Genomic DNA, 16,198 nt, shown 5'->3' on the forward strand with positions numbered 1-16,198 from the left:
TATAATGATAAGGAATGATACAAAGGAGGACTCTACTGATGTCGAACGATTACAGCTTTTTGCTGAAGCCTCTGCCCGGCTTTGAACGTGCAAATCTGATCGGGAACATGGCGACGATTGCCTCTTATTTTAACCGCGGTTATTTGCAGGCATTTGCCCATGCCTGGACGTTCCCCGAATATCAGGCGCATGTACCGCTGGAATACCAGGCACTCGGACAGGAAGCAAGAGCTTATCATACTACATATGAACAGATTCTTGGCGCCAGTCAGCTGCAGCACCGAATTCACCGCAATCAGTCGGCTGCCGAAGCGCTGGAGCTGATTCAGCAGGAAAGCCGGCAGCGGCGCCCCGTACTCGTCAAAAGCGATACTTTTTATTGCTCCTGGCTCAAGAAAGATTATCAGACCTTACATAATACACATTTCTATATTGTGACTCATTATGATGTATTGTCCAATCAACTGCTTTGTACCGATGTCGCTTATCTGACGCAAAACTATGCGCAGTCATTCCCCGATTTCGAAGCCGGATTTACCGGTGATCTGATTACATTTGCCCCGTCGGCACAACAGATCTCTGACCATCCTCCTGCCGATCCTTACACGCTGCTGGTCGAGTGTGCCCGACGTAATCTGGGACATGACGAAGGAACTATATCCGTCTTCGATTCCATGGATGTACTCGCTGACCGATTAGTAGAACTGGATCAACTGGAACAACAGCATAATGCTGCTCTATTGGAGACCGGACAGAATGTGCAGCTGGAGATGCTGCTGCTCATGCAGGCACGGATTCAGTTTCTGCTGCTGCTGGAGCATCTTGCCGACTCGGCCGAAAAACCACTCAAGCTGATTTTGAATGCTTTTCAACAGAGTGTACGCAGCTGGAGTGCGATCCGTGAGTCGTATTTACAGCTCTCGCGGTCTGCCGACGAACGACTGGTACGGCTGCAGAATATAGCCGAACAGATTCGTGTTGTCGCCATGTTGGAGCGTAATATCGCCCAGACCATTTTGCATGATCAGCAGATTCGCCGTATTCATGAGCAGTATGAACAGCGCTGGGCCATGATCCAGCAGATGAGTTAATCTATCGGAAATCAAAAGAAAAGACAACAGTCTGCTGCTGTCGTCTTTTGCTTTACATATGATCCAGTACTTCTACCAGATGCTTAACAAGCGGTACGGTATACTGTCCATTTCCGTCCAGCGAAGGGTCCAGAATCGTGACTTCCATACCTGCAGCCAGACGGTGGGATACGAGCGGCGTCAGAATCTCTGCCAGTTCCTCGTAGCTCAGTCCATCCTCCTGCCGACTGTCTACAGCAGGCATCAGCGTATCATTCAGTACATCCACATCCAGATGAATCCAAAATCCATCCAGCTCCTGCTCATTAATCATTGCCCAAAAGGACTCAATTATCGCCGTAATGCCCTGGCTGCGGATTGCTGCCAGATCATAGACGTGTACCGCAGATTCCTGAACCGGCTCTACATAGGATTCATCATATTGACGATTGCCGACACAGAATATATGCTGCGGCTCTATATAGGGTCTGCACTGTTCCAAGTCGGTCAATCGTTCATCGCCGAGTCCGGCTGCGCCCCCAGTCTGGGACAGCTCAGGCGTAATATAATCCGTATGTCCGTCCAGGAAGAATAGCCCGTATTTGCCCTTTTGCTTAAGAGCCAGTGCGCTGCCGATCAGCACACTGCAATCACCGCCAAGCACCAGCTTGAAGCTGTCTTTTTCCAATTGCCGACTCATCAGTTGTGCCTGTCGAACTGCGTAATCACCGACTGCCTCCACGTTCAGCAGACCGGTTCCTTCATCCGATTCCATCGTATAGGCAGGAGGTTCAAGCCGAAATACCTGCTCGGCCTGCAGCCGTTCATGCAGTCCATGCTGATGTAGCCATTCCGGCATCCGGCTGACGCCAGGCTCACGATTCTCCGCCTGCTGTGTTAATCCCAGATTGGTGGGAAATTCAAAAATATCTATCGCTCGCATTCTCATTGTGGTATTCCTCTCTCTATAGGGCAACTCTTTAACGTAACAAGTGACATCCGGTCCGTTCAGGAGCCTCGCCCGTGTATGTATCTAATCCGGGTAAATATCTGCAGCATCATCAGGCAGTTCTGCCACGTGACGCAGATAGGCTGTTACATTTTGCTCTTCTTCCCTATTATATTCCAGTCCCAGCCGGGAAGCCACCTGTAACGCGATTTGGCTGAATAATTCGGTCATTGTCCAAATAGACCGCCAGATCTCCCTCGATTCCGCTCGTGGATAGGTAGCCAGCAGCGCTTGCCAGTCATCTGCGGACAGATACCTTTCCAGATACTTGGCGCCTTTGCCGATACTGATGCAGAAATCATGCTCGATCCCTGCCTGCCAGGACAGCATGCGGATCAGCATCGGCCGCACGTATAGATTCAGCGATTCGAGCGCATACAGTATCTCGCGCCGCCACAGCCCTTTGGCTATATAGGTGGATACCCACCAGAATTCATTGCAGCAATGGGCAAACTGTTCAGCTGTCGGCGGAGTGACCCGGTAATCCTCGTCTGTCGGCTCGGGTAACGTCGGTAGACTTCCGTCCTTATCCATCCATATCACAGTCAGCTTGTCTTCCAATAAGTAAGCGGAGTACTGCTCTAGCGGTATCAGTGTCAGATCAATCCGGTTGCCGTCGGTGAACAGCATTAGATAAGCAAAGCTCCCAAGCGCATTGGGCGGCTCGTAAGTATTGGCATCCGGCATCTGCATAATCAACCGCTCGCCAAAATAGTCTACCCAGCTGTGATCTTGTGTAAATGAAACGACATCTTGTACCAGATAGACGATATCGTAATCCTGAAAAGGATCGATCGGTGCATTGGCATTCACTCGTGATCCATTCATGGCTACCGCGCGGACACGCTCGTCTTGACGGGCATAGTTCAGGATCAGATCCATCATTTGCTGGTTATTGCGCATGGCTAAGAATTCCTTTCCGCTAATCTGTATAGTTTGTTGCTCAGCTCATAGTTTATAGACCGATGAATATGTAGTATTTCTATCCTTATGGCGATAAAGCACTATTCATACCCTTCAAATAACCATTGTAAAATTATAATCCATATGGACAAAAATGGATAGTGAACAAGAAACATGTTATGTGCTTGGGCGATCTCTTTATTTATATAGAAAAGAAGGCCGATATTCTATCGGCCTTCTCTATTCTCTAATACTCCTTAATACAGTTGAATGGCAGATATGGCTTACTTATCTTCCTTGGTTACCAGTTTCAATGGAGCAGGGATCGATTTCTCAACCGTTTTGCCCTGCAGTACATCACGAGCGGCATCAACAGCCATTTGACCGATCAGTTCAGGCTGCTGGGCTACGGTCGCAGTCAGCTTGCCCTCCTTGATCGAATTCAATGCATCCTCGTTACCATCGAATCCGATGACCGGAATATCCTTGCCGGAGCTCTGAATCGCTTCGATCGCGCCGAGCGCCATCTCATCATTATGAGCGAATACGGCCTGTACATCCGGATTTCCCTGCAGCAGATTCTCCATAACAGTCAGCCCTTTGGTACGGTCAAAGTCTGCTGCCTGGCTGGCGACAACATCCAGCTCTTTATCGGCTACATCATGGAATCCTTTGCCACGTTCACGGGTAGCCGAGGCACCCGGTACACCCTGCAGCTCAATCACTTTAGCATCTTTGCCAAGCTGTTTGACGATATATTCGGCTGCCATTTTGCCGCCTTTGGCATTGTCCGAAGCAACCAGCGCTTTAACATCGCCTTTGTCGGCAGAGCGGTCCAGCGTAACCACCGGAATATCCAGTCCATTGGCTGATTGTACCGCTGCCGAGATCGCCGCGGAATCGGTAGGATTGATCAGCAGTGCATCTACACCCTGCTGGATCAGATCATCTACGTCATTGCTTTGTTTGGCCGAGTCATTCTGTGCATCGACTACAATTACATCAATATTGAGCTTTTTCGCTTCGTTCACAACGCCATCTTTGAGCGATACGAAAAAGGGATTATTCAGTGTCGAGATCGACAGACCGATTTTGATCTCACCGGCATTGGCCGCTTTTTTGGATTTGGCCCATTCCGGCGGCTGCAGGGAGCAGCCAGCCAGCAGCACAACAGTCATGGCAATCGCCAGTAACGATATTAATTTTCTCATGCTTGATTCCTCTTTTCCTTGTATAAAATCAACGGATTAGGCAGACTTTTTGCGGTCGATCAATACAGCGATTACGATTACGATCCCTTTGACGACCATTTGATAGAATGAAGAGACACCGAGCAGGTTCAGACCGTTATTCAGTGTACCGATAATCAGCGCACCAATCAGTGTACCGACGATGCGGCCGCGTCCACCGGACAGGCTGGTGCCGCCGAGTACTACCGCTGCGATTGCATCCAGCTCGTAGGATGTACCTGCAGTAGGCTGCGCCGAGTTAAGACGGGAAGTCAGGATTGCGCCTGCGAGTGCGGAGAGTGCACCTGCCAGGGAATAGATCATGATTTTAACGCGTGGTACTTTGATACCAGATACGATCGCTGCTTTTTCGTTACCGCCGATCGCATACGTTTTGCGTCCAAATGGTGTTTTATGCAGGATCACCCACAGGATGATAAAGGCAATTGCCATCGTAATCGCCGGTACCGGAATACCGAGGAAATAACCCCGTCCGAACAGTTGGAAAGCCATGCTGTCACCCAGTCCGGTGATCGGATTACCATTGGTGTAGACCAGCGTCAATCCACGGAATATGGTCATTGTAGCGAGTGTCGCGATAAATGGAGCCATGCGGCCTTTGGTGATCATCAGACCATTGACCATCCCCATCACACCGCCGGCAGCACAACCAATAATAATCGCCAGAATCGGATCTACACCAGCCAGCATCAGGTTGGCTACAAATGCACTGGATAATGCCAGAATCGAGCCGACCGACAAATCAATACCGCCAGTCAAAATAACAAAGGTCATACCAAACGCAATCAATGCGTTGATCGCTACCTGACGCAGCAGGTTCAAAATGTTAAGCGGTTCCAGAAATCCCGGATTCAATACCGAGACGATAATCACCAGAATAATAAATCCGAGTAATGGACCGAGTTTCTGGGTGACATTGGATAGTTTGAAGTTTTTCTCCGGCTTTTCTTTGGTTATCGTTGTCATATTACTGTCCTCCTGTAGCTAACGTCATAATATTTTCCTGTGTCGCTTCCTGACTGGACAGTTCTCCACTGATCCGGCCTTCATGTACAACCACAATCCGGTCGCTCATACCGAGTACCTCCGGCAGTTCCGATGACACCATAATAATGGCTACCCCGCGATCGGTGAGTTCGTTCATCAGCTGATAGATCTCCCGCTTGGCGCCGACATCGACTCCGCGCGTCGGTTCATCGAGGATCAGCAGGCTTGGCCCGATACCGATCCATTTGGCAATAACGACCTTCTGCTGGTTCCCGCCGGACAGGCTGCGTGCAGGTGTCTCGGCTGATTGGGTTTTGACCTGCAACCGCTTGATCAGCGTATCGACGAACTGCGCTTCTTTTTTGCTGGAAATGAATCCTTTGGAAGAGAAGCTGAACAGATTCGGCAGCGCCATATTCTCGCGAATCGAGAAATCCAGCACCAGCCCTTCGTCTTTGCGGTCTTCGGTTATAAAGCCGATCCCATGCTTCACCGCATCATCGGGTCTGCGAATAGTGACCTTTTTGCCGCGTATCCAGACTTCTCCGCTATCCAGCGTATCCAGACCGAACAGGGTACGCATAATCTCGGTACGTCCCGAACCCATCAGACCGGAGAAGCCGACGATTTCTCCTGCGTGTACAGTGAAGCTTACATCCCGAAACTGGCCTTTTTTGCTGGCATTCTTCACTTCGAGAATCACTTCACCCGGCTGTGGAGTCCTTGCCGGATAACGCTCGGTCAATTCGCGTCCGACCATTTTTTTGACCACTTCATCAAAGTCAGTATGCGGAATTTCCTTGGTATCGACTGTTTTGCCATCACGCATAATAGTGATCCGGTCACAGATCGCGAAGATCTCTTCCATCCGGTGCGAGATGTACACGATGGATACGCCTTCTTTTTTGAGTGAAGCGATCACTTCGAACAATTTCTGGATTTCGCGTTCAGTCAGGGCAGCAGTCGGTTCATCCATAACGATTACTTTGGCATCGGTCATGAGTGCTTTGGCGATCTCGATCATCTGCTGTTGTCCGACCGAGCATTCTCCGGCTTCCCCCTGTAAAGGCAGATCTACCGACAGCTTGCGGAACTGCTCTTTTGCTAGCGTTTTCATTTGTCTGGTATTAAGCAGACCCCATTTGGATGTCATCTCTTTACCTATAAATAAATTCTCGAGCACGGTCATATCGCGCCAGATATTCAGCTCCTGGTGGATAAAAGCGATCCCTTTTTGCTCTGCCACTTTGGGATTGTCAAAATACGTCTCCTGGCCATCGATCACAATCGTGCCCTGATCACGCTCATGCAGACCAATCAGAATGTTCATCAGTGTAGATTTGCCTGCTCCATTTTCACCCATCAGTGCATGAACTTCGCCCGGGCGGAGATCAAAATCAACCCCGCTCAAAACTTGGTTTGTACCGAAGGATTTGTAAATACCATTCATTTGAATCTGCATATACAATGCCTCCTTCAACTCTGCTGTACTCTTATTGTGTAACCGGTTACCTATTGCTGTTACTGCTGCGTATTGGCTCCGAAATAAACTCCTGCATGTAAAATACAGTTGGCATAAGGTTTGGATTCGCCGGTGCGAATAATGACTTTGGCATGCTGGCTGCGACGCTTGAACTCCTCATGGCTGCATGTCGATAACGGAATATGTCCGAATTCCTGCTGCATATACGTGAACGTTTCCTTGTTCTGTCCCATCATTTCCTCGGCGATTGTAATCTGCTCGATTTCCATATCGTCGGCAATGACCTGCACTACCTCACGGAAGCTGGGAACGCCATAGGTGAGTGCCAGATCAATCTTTGGCACTCCTTCCGGCACTGGCAAGCCGATATCCGCAATAACGATATAATCGGTATGCCCAAGATCAGCGAGTACTTTGGCAATATGGCTGTTTACGATTCCATGTTTTTTCATTACAGCTGTTCCTCCACTTCCTGGCGTGTAGGCATTCCGCCCTGTGCACCAAATTTGGTAACGGAGAGAGATGCCGCTCGATTACCGAATCGCAGCGCATCCTGCAGCGACTGTCCTTCTGCCAGAGCTACACCAAAAGCAGCATTGAACGTATCGCCTGCTCCGGTCGTATCGATCGCTTCGACTTTGTACGTAGGAACGACGACTTCCTGTTGTCCATCATAATAACGAACTCCATTACTGCCTTCGGTCACGAACAGAATATTCGGATACTGGCGCAGTGCCTGTTCCAGTGTCATTCCTTCAAATACGATCGAAGCTTCATGTTCATTCGGCGTAATATAGGAAATATTCTTGATAACCGCTTCACTGACATGTCTTGCCGGTGCAGGGTTTAGCAGCAGAGGAACATTGGCTTTTGCACAGATCTCGCTTACATAGGCTACCGTCTCTTCCGGAATTTCCTGCTGGATCATCACCATATTAGAGTTCTGAATAACCTCGATAGCTTTGGATACATACTCCGGAGTGACATGGTCATTGGCTGCTTTGACGACGATGATGCTATTGTCACCTTCAGCAAGAATAATATGGGCGGTACCACTCTCCATATCTGTAACCGGTTCCACATAGTTAGTATTTACATGATTGTCTTTGAAGTTTTGTAAAATGGCTGTACCCAGATGATCATCACCGACCCGGCCGATCATAGTTACATCGGCTCCGAGACGTGCTGCGGCTACAGCCTGATTGGCTCCTTTACCGCCAGGTACAGTCTTGAAGCTATCTCCAAGTACGGTCTCACCTGCACCCGGGCGCCGGGAAGAGGTAACGACCAGATCCATTGAACAGCTGCCGATCACACAGATTTTGGCTTTGGCTGTGCCAGAAGAAGTTGATGCAGTAGGTTGAGTATGAGACATAATGAAATTCCACCTTTCGCTTATCGTTATATTAAAAGTTATAAAATATTGGCAATACGAATCGATCTATTTTGAGAATAAGACTCTGCATAACATGCCGCCCTTTTTAAGAGAGCGGGCGGGTTGTCTCGCGTTCTATAAATTCTACCGGCATCTGAATTGTACGCTGCTCTCCGGCTGTGCCTTCAATCAGCTGAATCAATAAGTCGGCAGCTGCCCTACCCATATCATAGGCGGGCTGGCGGATCGTGGATAATGCCGGCGATAGCAGACTGCTCAGCGGCGTATCATCGAATCCGACAATCTGAATATCTTCCGGAATCTTTTTGCCGAGACGATGGGCTTCCTGAATTACTGCGGTAGCTGTAATATCATTACTCGCAATCACACCGTCGGTATCGGGATACTGCTCAAACAACTCTCTCGCCCAACGATCCGCTTCGGTAAATGAAAAGGACGTTGTCTGCGTGATCCGGTAGCTCACACCCATATCCTGCAGCGCTTCAATTGCTCCCTGGAATCGATCCTGTGCAGGACGGATATGTGCCGGTCCCTGCATTACTGTAACCCGCTGACTCCCACGCTGAACCATCTGCTGTGCAGCGATCCGTCCGCCTTCCCGGCCATCCGCGTAGACTGCCGGACGATCGCTCGATATACGATCCAGAAAAACGACCGGGATCTTGAGCGAACGATATGAAGCGGAACCTGGATCGTTGGTCGATGAAATAACACCTACCACATTATTCTGGACAAAAGTCTGTATGTAATCCTGTTCCTTGCTCTGACTCTCGTCACTATTACCAAAGATCAAACGGAACCCACTCTCCTGCATACGGTCCTCTACCCCACGAGCAAGCTGTGGAAAATAGGGGTTCGTAATATCAGGCAGCAGCAGACCGATCAATCTGGATTTGCGTTTATATAGAGAACGTGCCACTTCATTGGGCGTATAATTCAGTTCTTGGATAGCGTTTTCAACTTTGCGCCGCGTATCTTCGTGAACATAGCCTGCATCGTTGATCACCCGTGAGACGGTGGCTACGGATACGCCTGCGTAACGTGCTACATCTTTTATGGTTGTCATATTCTGCTCTCCCGTTCTGTAACCGGTTACAGATATAAAATATCATACTGTTTTGTTTTTGACAATTGTTATTTTGAAATCCTGTTCCGTCAAGATTGATAATTTTATCTGCTTCTCTATATCGGTATAGTAATCAGCCTTGCCCATGAAGGGTAATAAGCAACAGTATAATCAGGAATAGAGATAATCCGTCATTTGCAGTACGTAGGATCTTTTAACCCTCATGATCGAGCAGCTGTCCACATCAAACCCTTGTCTTCCTGCGATCCTCATCTCCTAAGGAGGCCTTTATGAAAACACTGCGCAAATTTATCCTGGCTTTTCTGCTGGCTAATGTGATCGGGAACTTCAGTTTTCGCCGAATCTCCTTTTTACAATACGATATAGCTGCCGGCTGGTTCACACTGGAGAATGGATTAAAATATCTGATCAGTCTGGCCTGCTATATTGCTGTAGCCGTATGGGTTTATCAGATACTGGAGAGCCTTGAGAAATGGCGGGAAGAGAGCAAAAGCCGGTAAGTATGTGTTAGGATAGCGCTTAATAACATTAACCTCATCAAAGTAAAATTTTTACATGATACTACTGATTCGATATGATAAAAGAAATAATGATTCAGCAAAGGAGGCATGATTATGTTTAGCGGCATAAATCCCTCGGGTGTTATCTTGCTCCTGATCGCCCTGTTCGCTCTGGTCTGGCTATTCCACTTTATTATGAAAAAGCTGCGTTAAATTCAAATCGTTAGCTTGAATACTCCTACAAAAAACGAGAACAATAGAAAGTTTCTAAAGTATACAATCACCTATCTATTCAAAGATCCACTGTAATGCAAAGTTCAATAAACAGTGATTTTCACGCAGTAAAGTACCTCACCTCTACCTCTTCTATACGATTGGAAATCCCCTTTCTCTGTATCTCATTCAGGATCTCCAGTCTTAAACGAAGGCAGTATCCTGGCCGCTTTCTGGAGCAGGATAGCTGCTCCACCTCCCCTTTCATTTACACTCTACTAAGCCGCTCACTATACTCAGTCATCATCATCCCCACTAAATTTATTTTAAATTTTATAATACATTGTGATTTAAATCACATATTAAATTTTAGTTTTAATTTAATATAAAGACATGAAAGAGATGATCATCTTCCATCAAGAAGTCAACCAACTTCCAGATTATACATTCACCAACCGGGCCGTTACAGCGGCACCCCAAAACAAACCAAGGAGTGATCCATCATGAACAGATGGCTTAGAGAAAACAAAGTGGCAATGTGGTTACTGACTGTACTTCGCGTATATATCGGCTTCCAGTGGATTGAAGGCGGCTGGGGCAAATTGACCGGCGGATTCGATGCTACCGGATTCCTGACCGGCGCTATCGCCAACACCGGCGGCGAGCATCCAAGCGTACAAGCTGGCTGGGGCGCCTTCCTGCAGCACTTTGCACTGCCGAATGTAGAATTGTTCAACATCCTCGTACCGATCGGTGAATTCCTCGTCGGTCTGGGACTCATTCTCGGTACCTTCACTACCGTCGCTGCCCTGATGGGTATGGTCATGAACTTTGCCTTCCTCTTCTCGGGTACTGTGAGCACTAACCCATACCTGCTGCTGGCCGAGATCTTCATCGTCGTCGCTGGTGCCAATGCCGGTAAAGTCGGTCTGGATCGCTGGGTACTGCCTTATCTGAAAGCAACCCTTTTCAAAAAACATACCAAACATGGCGGTACACCTACAGCACCTGCACCTGATCACCGAGCTGCTTAATCCGGAAAAGAGCCGGCTATACACATAGATATTGAATCGGCTCTCTCCTTCCATAACCATACTGTGCAATGCTTAATACTCCTCTTGTGCGCTTCCTCCAAAGCGTACAAGGGGAGTATTGGGTTTTAGCTATTGATAACGTATTATCGTCGGCTATACAAACAATCGATGAGTACCTATCACTTTGCTAACGATCAGCATTCTAATTATTGGTAGGTATCCGCGCTCACAGTGGGCAGGGGTATGGTTCCATACGTATCGCCCATCACCGTTCCTGCCGGATGATTATAGAATACGAGTAGTTCCTGCAGCGTAACCGCCTGGGAACCGGCATCTATATTAATCATCAATCCGCTATACTCACCAGATTTGATCGGAATAGGCTTTAATATGCCTCCATTTGGATGATAAGGAACTTCGACTTTTCCTTTGTACAGCAATATCCATTGCCTGTTTTGCAGCCCATAGATTGTATAAGACTGGCTGCCGGACGGATACATGCCGGTTACCGGCTGCACCGCTTGAATAGAAATAGGCTGGGGAAACGTAAAATTGATTGTACCATTGGTATTCCCCTGATCCAGCTCATACCAGTTGCCTATATCCGAGTGCCAGTAACTGCGCAAATTGCCGTCTGCTGCATGCTGGGGCAGATCATTCTGATATGAACCGGTGGCGGTTACACGGGTACCTGGTGGCAGGAAATCTCCTGTACGATACGTCTGCAGTGTCGATGATACCATATTGGAATACCCGTACGATTCGTCTCCATGGAGCGCTTGAACAAGGAATTGGTAAGGAGCCCCCCTGCTCGCCAGCCCTGTAACTGTATAACCTGCATAGGCGTCTTTGCTTACAGTTACCGCTTGACCCTGATCGATATCCGATAAGGACTGACCATAGACGATCCGATAGCCGTCCGCTCCGGCAACAGGTTCCCAGGTAAGAGCCACTCCCTGATTATCGCTGGTAGCCTGCAGATTCTGTACCGGTGTATGCTCCGTGTTGTACCGGATTTCGTGAATAATCAGCGGTGAACGGCTTACGACAATCTGTAATTTCAGATCTTTGTACCAGCCGGGCTTGATCGGTATTGTCCATATACCGGGTTCGCCCGCTTTCTCCATCTCGACCTCGTGCGCAACGATTGGCTCCTCCTCATTACCTCCCGTATAGACATAACCTATAAAATAATTATCGGTCGCTTCCGAGGTCATAACCAATTGCAGTTCATCCATATAGACTGGATAGTCCGACTTCAGATATAACTCGGCATCGATCCCCGAGCCTTGGAATCTCCATCCTGTAGACAGATCCCGGTCGATTATATTGCTTGCACCATCAAAATAATGTACATTGTCCGGATTCACACTGGCCTGCACATCATCTGGAAAATCAAAGCCTGACAGCGGCATCCCAAACATTTCATTGGAATAATTGCTCAATTGTTCTCCTGTCTGCGCTGCGACCACAAAGTAATACGGTTTATTCTCCTGCAAATCCGGCAGAGTGAAACCTCCATACGTATCAGCACTTACATTTACTGCCTCCGTATAACTGCCAGACTTGGTTCCGTAGCGGATCTGATAGCCATCTGCTCCAGGAACAGGAACCCAGTTTAGACGGATCTGCCGATTTTCCGAGCGGGCTTGCAGACCTGTCGGCGAATTCAGATCCGAGATGTAATGAATCTCGTTAATACGCATCCAGTACGAGGTGGACTGTATAGTAATCCGAATACTGTCATACCAGCCTTCTGTGACAGGGATTGGGGCCAGCACAACGTATTCTTCCTCTTTCACTTTCTGCGTTTTTCTGCCGATTTCACTCCACTGGCCATTTTGTAGCCCTTCGATTTTGTACGTATGATAGCCATGTGTAAATGAATTGGTCGCCAGCTGTATGGCATTCATATGAACCTTGTTTGGAAAGTTCAATTGCAAATATCCAAAGGTGCCAAACAATCCCCAAAACGTTCTTCGGTCATCATCGGCTACCTTGTACGGATCATATCCCCATCTGGAGGGCTCACTCGCCGTATAGGTCGTTCCGGCTGGCAGCCTGCTGCCCTGCATATCTTCGACCGGATAATGATAAGCCTGTACTTGACCTGCTGCCGGGAAAAAGGATACCAATAGTACACAACAGCATATATACAGCTTGAATCTTTTGAACCTGATATTCATAATTGTCCTCCTTGGGCTGTATAAGCTGTTCATCCTGCATACACATATCATCCGTATATCCACATGTATTACTGATACGTATCATCACTTACCGTTGGAAGCTGCTGCCCATAAGTATCTGACGATACTGTTCCCACCGGCTGATTATAAAATACGAGCAGTTCCTGCAGAACCAGCCAATTGGGAGATGCATCGATTGTGAGCATTAGTCCCTCATACTTGCCTGGCGTTACCGGAATCGGTTCAAGCACGCCGCCTGACGCATTATAGGGTACCTGCACCTGTCCGTCATACAATAGAATCCACTCCCGACCCTTCAGACCATAAATCACATAATGCTGGGCACCTGGCGGATACATGGTCATCACCGGCTGTATAGCATGAATATCAATCGGCCGGGCAAAAGCAAAATTAATGGTTCCGCTTCTGCTTTGTCCTGTCTCCGGCACCCATGAACTGCTAAAATCACGATCCGCCGCATGAGACGGGTAATTATCATTAAATGAACCGGAAGCGGTAACCATTGTACCCAGCGGCAGGAAATCACCTGTGCTGTAGCTTCGCGGCGTGCCGGATGCTATCTCCGAATAGCCATATGCCTCCCCATTGACAATCGCCTGTACCTCAATGTAATAAGGACTGCCATTATTAACTAGCCCAGTCAGTTTATAGCCCGTATAGGCATCCTTGTCCACAGTCAGCGTCTGGGTATTGGCATTGTTACCATAATCCATTCCGTATTTAATCCGATATTGATCGGCTTCGACAATTGGATCCCAGGTGAGGGTAAGCTGTGCATTGCCGCTCGTCACCTTTACATTTTGGACAGGAGTGTGATCGGTATTGTAGCGCACTTCATTGACCAAGATCGGCGCAGTCGAAGATTGAATTCGTACATTAATATCTTTATACCAACCTGGTGTCACCGGGAATGGGTCCAGTACCACCGGATTTCTCGAACCATTCAGATGAACCTGACGCTGGGCCAGTACTTGCTCGGACGATCCTCTTCCTTTATAGACGGTATAGGTCAGGTCGCTGTCTTCTGCTGCCGAGACGGTAAGCTGAAGTTCACTGATATACAGTGGATAGAAAAATTCATAATACAGCTCTCCCTGCGGATCGCTCCCATTATACCTCCACGTTGTAGACATATTATGGTCTCTCGTGTTGGTCGCAGGATTACGATACCATTCGCCATTGGACCCGCCAGTCATCGCCTTCGGCAAATCAAAACCGGTAACAGGCACATTCAATATTTCATTGGAATAATTGCTGCGCGAATTGCCCGTCAGGGCTGCTACTGTCAAATAGTACACCTGGCCATTATTCAGGTTGGGAATTGTCAGGCCACTGTAGGTGTCAGCGCTTACGTCCAGTGTCTGTGTATAGCCCCCGGACTCCGGTCCATATCTAATCCGATACCCGGAAGCACCGGATACAGGCTTCCAGGTCAGACCCAGCTGCTGATCTCCATACGTGGTTTTCAATTCCGATGGGGAATCTAGATCCGAAATGTACTGCAGCTCGGTGACGAGCAGCCAATCTCTGGTCGACTGGATTTTGACCCGAATCCCATCGTACCAACCTTCCGGAACAGGAATAGGAGCGAGCGCGACATTACCTTCAGGATCGAGCTTGTATGTTTTTTTGCCCAGACGACTCCACTGCCCGTTCTGCAACCCCTCCACGGTATACGTCTCATAGCGCTTACCGATACTTCCGGTCGATAGCTGCACAGCCTTCATCTGAACGGCTTCCGGAAATTTGGCCTCCAGCCAGGCATACCGGGCATTCAATCTCCAGAGACTGTACCAGTCCCCATCACCGATGTTCTCCGGTTCAAACGTAGGCCCGCTGAATCCGCTGGCTGTATACACCGTTCCTCCAGGCAGCGTAGTACCCTGCATATCTTCCATCGTATCCGCATGTGAGCGACCTGCTGCCGGGAGCATTAACACCAGCAACATACAACAGCAAATGTACCATTTGAATCCTTTGGACATGATCTTCATAAATAGCCTCCTTTCTATTGTGAATCTGCCTTAAGCATAATCAGTTAACACAGCATTGAAAAGAATTATTTTCCATAAATGTATAATTAATATTAGAAATAGGAAATAGGCGAAAATCCCCTTCCAGATGGCAGTAAAAAAAGCCTTTCTCCATAACGGGAGAGAGGCTTTGTTGTGTTCATTCATTGTTATTCAGACCTGTACACCCTCAGCTGTCATCGCGTAAGCGGACATGGATTCGAGATGATCGAGACCACGTATAGACTGCTCCAACAGATGCACTTCCGAACGAATCAGCATCTTCAACTTATCCGGCAGATGTTCCAGTTCATCGAGCTCTCTGCCATAATCCCGCAGCACCGTCTCGGTCTCCCACTGTCCATCCTGCAGATCATTGGCGGCAATGGTCTGCTCGCTGCGGATAATCCAGCCTGCGGCAGCTGCTGCATCGCGAATATCCTGGGGAGTAAACAGGGTGCGTACATTGGCAGAACTGCTTTCTTTAAAGCATTCGTATTTGGCCTGGATCAATACAGAGAGCAGATGGGGAAACTGGTGCATATTGCGGATCTGTGTATCCCACTCGGCAAAACAGAGTTTGGCGCCCCATTTGTGTATTTTGGTAAAAATCTGGAGCAGCTCTTCGTTGGAATTCAGATACCATGAAGCATGGGAGAGCACCACATGACTGAAGCTGCCCGCAGGGAAATCAGTCTCCGGTGCCAGCAGGTTCACACCGTATTCCATCCGCGTCTGAAAGCCAAGCTTGGATTGGAGCAGAAATTTGGCAGAGTCGCCGACGGTGACAGGACTACCATAATCAAGCGGCGCAATATCAATACCGTAGACAAGCCCGTCTCGCCCGACACGATGAGCGAGCACCGCCGTCGTATCTCCCTGTCCACAGCCAATTTCCAGCACTTTGCTGCCTGGAGGGATATCCCAGAAATCAACCAGATGCAGCCGGTGTCGGGTCTGGATACGCTGCAACTCCGGATTCTCCTGGGCAATAGCCATACAGCTGATAATTTCGTCCAAAATATGTTCTTGTTCTTGCGCGTTCAT

The 16,198-nt window shown here is 48.4% G+C and carries 14 protein-coding genes; 3 read left to right on the top strand and 11 right to left on the bottom strand.

Annotated features, from left to right (window positions below; all coding sequences use genetic code 11):
* Positions 1-38: 38 nt before the first annotated feature.
* A complete protein-coding gene (locus WH46_RS21260; RefSeq protein ID WP_046228264.1) occupies positions 39-1,091 on the top strand; it encodes a cysteine peptidase family C39 domain-containing protein in 1,053 nt (350 codons plus the stop codon).
* A gap of 52 nt (positions 1,092-1,143) precedes the next feature.
* Here WH46_RS21260 and WH46_RS21265 read toward each other — a convergent pair whose 3' ends face one another.
* The 8 genes from WH46_RS21265 to WH46_RS21300 all read right to left on the bottom strand — a co-directional run bounded on the left by WH46_RS21265 (position 1,144) and on the right by WH46_RS21300 (position 9,164).
* A complete protein-coding gene (locus WH46_RS21265; protein WP_082208482.1) occupies positions 1,144-2,019 on the bottom strand; it encodes an arginase family protein in 876 nt (291 codons plus the stop codon).
* 84 nt (positions 2,020-2,103) lie between these two features.
* The gene (locus tag WH46_RS21270) at positions 2,104-2,982 is read right to left on the bottom strand and encodes an aminoglycoside 6-adenylyltransferase (RefSeq protein ID WP_046228265.1); all 879 of its coding nucleotides are present in this window, start codon (positions 2,980-2,982) and stop codon (positions 2,104-2,106) included.
* A 284-nt stretch (positions 2,983-3,266) separates the two neighbouring features.
* The gene (rbsB, locus tag WH46_RS21275) at positions 3,267-4,193 is read right to left on the bottom strand and encodes a ribose ABC transporter substrate-binding protein RbsB (RefSeq protein ID WP_017811758.1); all 927 of its coding nucleotides are present in this window, start codon (positions 4,191-4,193) and stop codon (positions 3,267-3,269) included.
* A gap of 36 nt (positions 4,194-4,229) precedes the next feature.
* A complete protein-coding gene (gene rbsC / locus WH46_RS21280; protein WP_017811759.1) occupies positions 4,230-5,198 on the bottom strand; it encodes a ribose ABC transporter permease RbsC in 969 nt (322 codons plus the stop codon).
* 1 nt (position 5,199) lies between these two features.
* On the bottom strand, positions 5,200-6,681 hold the full coding sequence (locus tag WH46_RS21285; RefSeq protein WP_017811760.1) for a sugar ABC transporter ATP-binding protein: 1,482 nt from the start codon (positions 6,679-6,681) through the stop codon (positions 5,200-5,202).
* Positions 6,682-6,740: 59 nt separating this feature from the next.
* Positions 6,741-7,154, bottom strand: a complete 414-nt coding sequence (gene rbsD / locus WH46_RS21290; protein WP_017811761.1) for a D-ribose pyranase — start codon at positions 7,152-7,154, stop codon at positions 6,741-6,743.
* A complete protein-coding gene (rbsK, locus tag WH46_RS21295; RefSeq protein WP_046228266.1) occupies positions 7,154-8,077 on the bottom strand; it encodes a ribokinase in 924 nt (307 codons plus the stop codon). Before rbsK ends, rbsD begins: the two co-directional genes overlap by 1 nt.
* Before the next feature lie 106 nt (positions 8,078-8,183).
* A complete protein-coding gene (locus WH46_RS21300) occupies positions 8,184-9,164 on the bottom strand; it encodes a LacI family DNA-binding transcriptional regulator (RefSeq protein ID WP_046228267.1) in 981 nt (326 codons plus the stop codon).
* Between the two features lie 290 nt (positions 9,165-9,454).
* Here WH46_RS21300 and WH46_RS21305 point away from each other — a divergent pair, with 290 nt between their 5' ends.
* Both WH46_RS21305 and WH46_RS21310 read left to right on the top strand, forming a co-directional pair.
* A complete protein-coding gene (locus WH46_RS21305; protein ID WP_046228268.1) occupies positions 9,455-9,685 on the top strand; it encodes a hypothetical protein in 231 nt (76 codons plus the stop codon).
* A gap of 713 nt (positions 9,686-10,398) precedes the next feature.
* Positions 10,399-10,932: a DoxX family protein gene (locus tag WH46_RS21310; protein ID WP_046228269.1), complete on the top strand. Its 534-nt coding sequence runs from the start codon at positions 10,399-10,401 to the stop codon at positions 10,930-10,932.
* A gap of 206 nt (positions 10,933-11,138) precedes the next feature.
* On the opposite strand, the gene WH46_RS21315 is transcribed toward WH46_RS21310, so the two are convergent.
* From WH46_RS21315 to WH46_RS21325, 3 genes are all read right to left on the bottom strand, one after another.
* Positions 11,139-13,118, bottom strand: a complete 1,980-nt coding sequence (locus tag WH46_RS21315; RefSeq protein ID WP_046228270.1) for a fibronectin type III domain-containing protein — start codon at positions 13,116-13,118, stop codon at positions 11,139-11,141.
* A gap of 68 nt (positions 13,119-13,186) precedes the next feature.
* Positions 13,187-15,133 (bottom strand): fibronectin type III domain-containing protein, encoded by a 1,947-nt coding sequence (locus WH46_RS21320; protein ID WP_046228271.1) that lies wholly within the window; start codon positions 15,131-15,133, stop codon positions 13,187-13,189.
* 192 nt (positions 15,134-15,325) lie between these two features.
* Positions 15,326-16,198: a class I SAM-dependent methyltransferase gene (locus WH46_RS21325; RefSeq protein WP_046228272.1), complete on the bottom strand. Its 873-nt coding sequence runs from the start codon at positions 16,196-16,198 to the stop codon at positions 15,326-15,328.

Origin of the sequence: Paenibacillus dauci (assembly GCF_000971985.1) — a bacterium.
GTDB classification, from domain to species: Bacteria; Bacillota; Bacilli; order Paenibacillales; family Paenibacillaceae; genus Saccharibacillus; species Saccharibacillus dauci.

What these genes read in the sequence shown, in the direction of transcription:
- WH46_RS21325 (WP_046228272.1), bottom strand. Translation starts at nt 16,198, where the DNA reads ATGAACGCGCAAGAACAAGAACATATTTTGGACGAAATTATCAGCTGT.
- WH46_RS21270 (WP_046228265.1), bottom strand. Translation starts at nt 2,982, where the DNA reads ATGCGCAATAACCAGCAAATGATGGATCTGATCCTGAACTATGCCCGT.
- WH46_RS21315 (WP_046228270.1), bottom strand. Translation starts at nt 13,118, where the DNA reads ATGAATATCAGGTTCAAAAGATTCAAGCTGTATATATGCTGTTGTGTA.
- rbsC (WP_017811759.1), bottom strand. Translation starts at nt 5,198, where the DNA reads ATGACAACGATAACCAAAGAAAAGCCGGAGAAAAACTTCAAACTATCC.
- rbsB (WP_017811758.1), bottom strand. Translation starts at nt 4,193, where the DNA reads ATGAGAAAATTAATATCGTTACTGGCGATTGCCATGACTGTTGTGCTG.
- rbsK (WP_046228266.1), bottom strand. Translation starts at nt 8,077, where the DNA reads ATGTCTCATACTCAACCTACTGCATCAACTTCTTCTGGCACAGCCAAA.
- rbsD (WP_017811761.1), bottom strand. Translation starts at nt 7,154, where the DNA reads ATGAAAAAACATGGAATCGTAAACAGCCATATTGCCAAAGTACTCGCT.
- WH46_RS21265 (WP_082208482.1), bottom strand. Translation starts at nt 2,019, where the DNA reads ATGAGAATGCGAGCGATAGATATTTTTGAATTTCCCACCAATCTGGGA.
- WH46_RS21260 (WP_046228264.1), top strand. Translation starts at nt 39, where the DNA reads ATGTCGAACGATTACAGCTTTTTGCTGAAGCCTCTGCCCGGCTTTGAA.
- WH46_RS21320 (WP_046228271.1), bottom strand. Translation starts at nt 15,133, where the DNA reads ATGAAGATCATGTCCAAAGGATTCAAATGGTACATTTGCTGTTGTATG.
- WH46_RS21285 (WP_017811760.1), bottom strand. Translation starts at nt 6,681, where the DNA reads ATGCAGATTCAAATGAATGGTATTTACAAATCCTTCGGTACAAACCAA.
- WH46_RS21300 (WP_046228267.1), bottom strand. Translation starts at nt 9,164, where the DNA reads ATGACAACCATAAAAGATGTAGCACGTTACGCAGGCGTATCCGTAGCC.
- WH46_RS21305 (WP_046228268.1), top strand. Translation starts at nt 9,455, where the DNA reads ATGAAAACACTGCGCAAATTTATCCTGGCTTTTCTGCTGGCTAATGTG.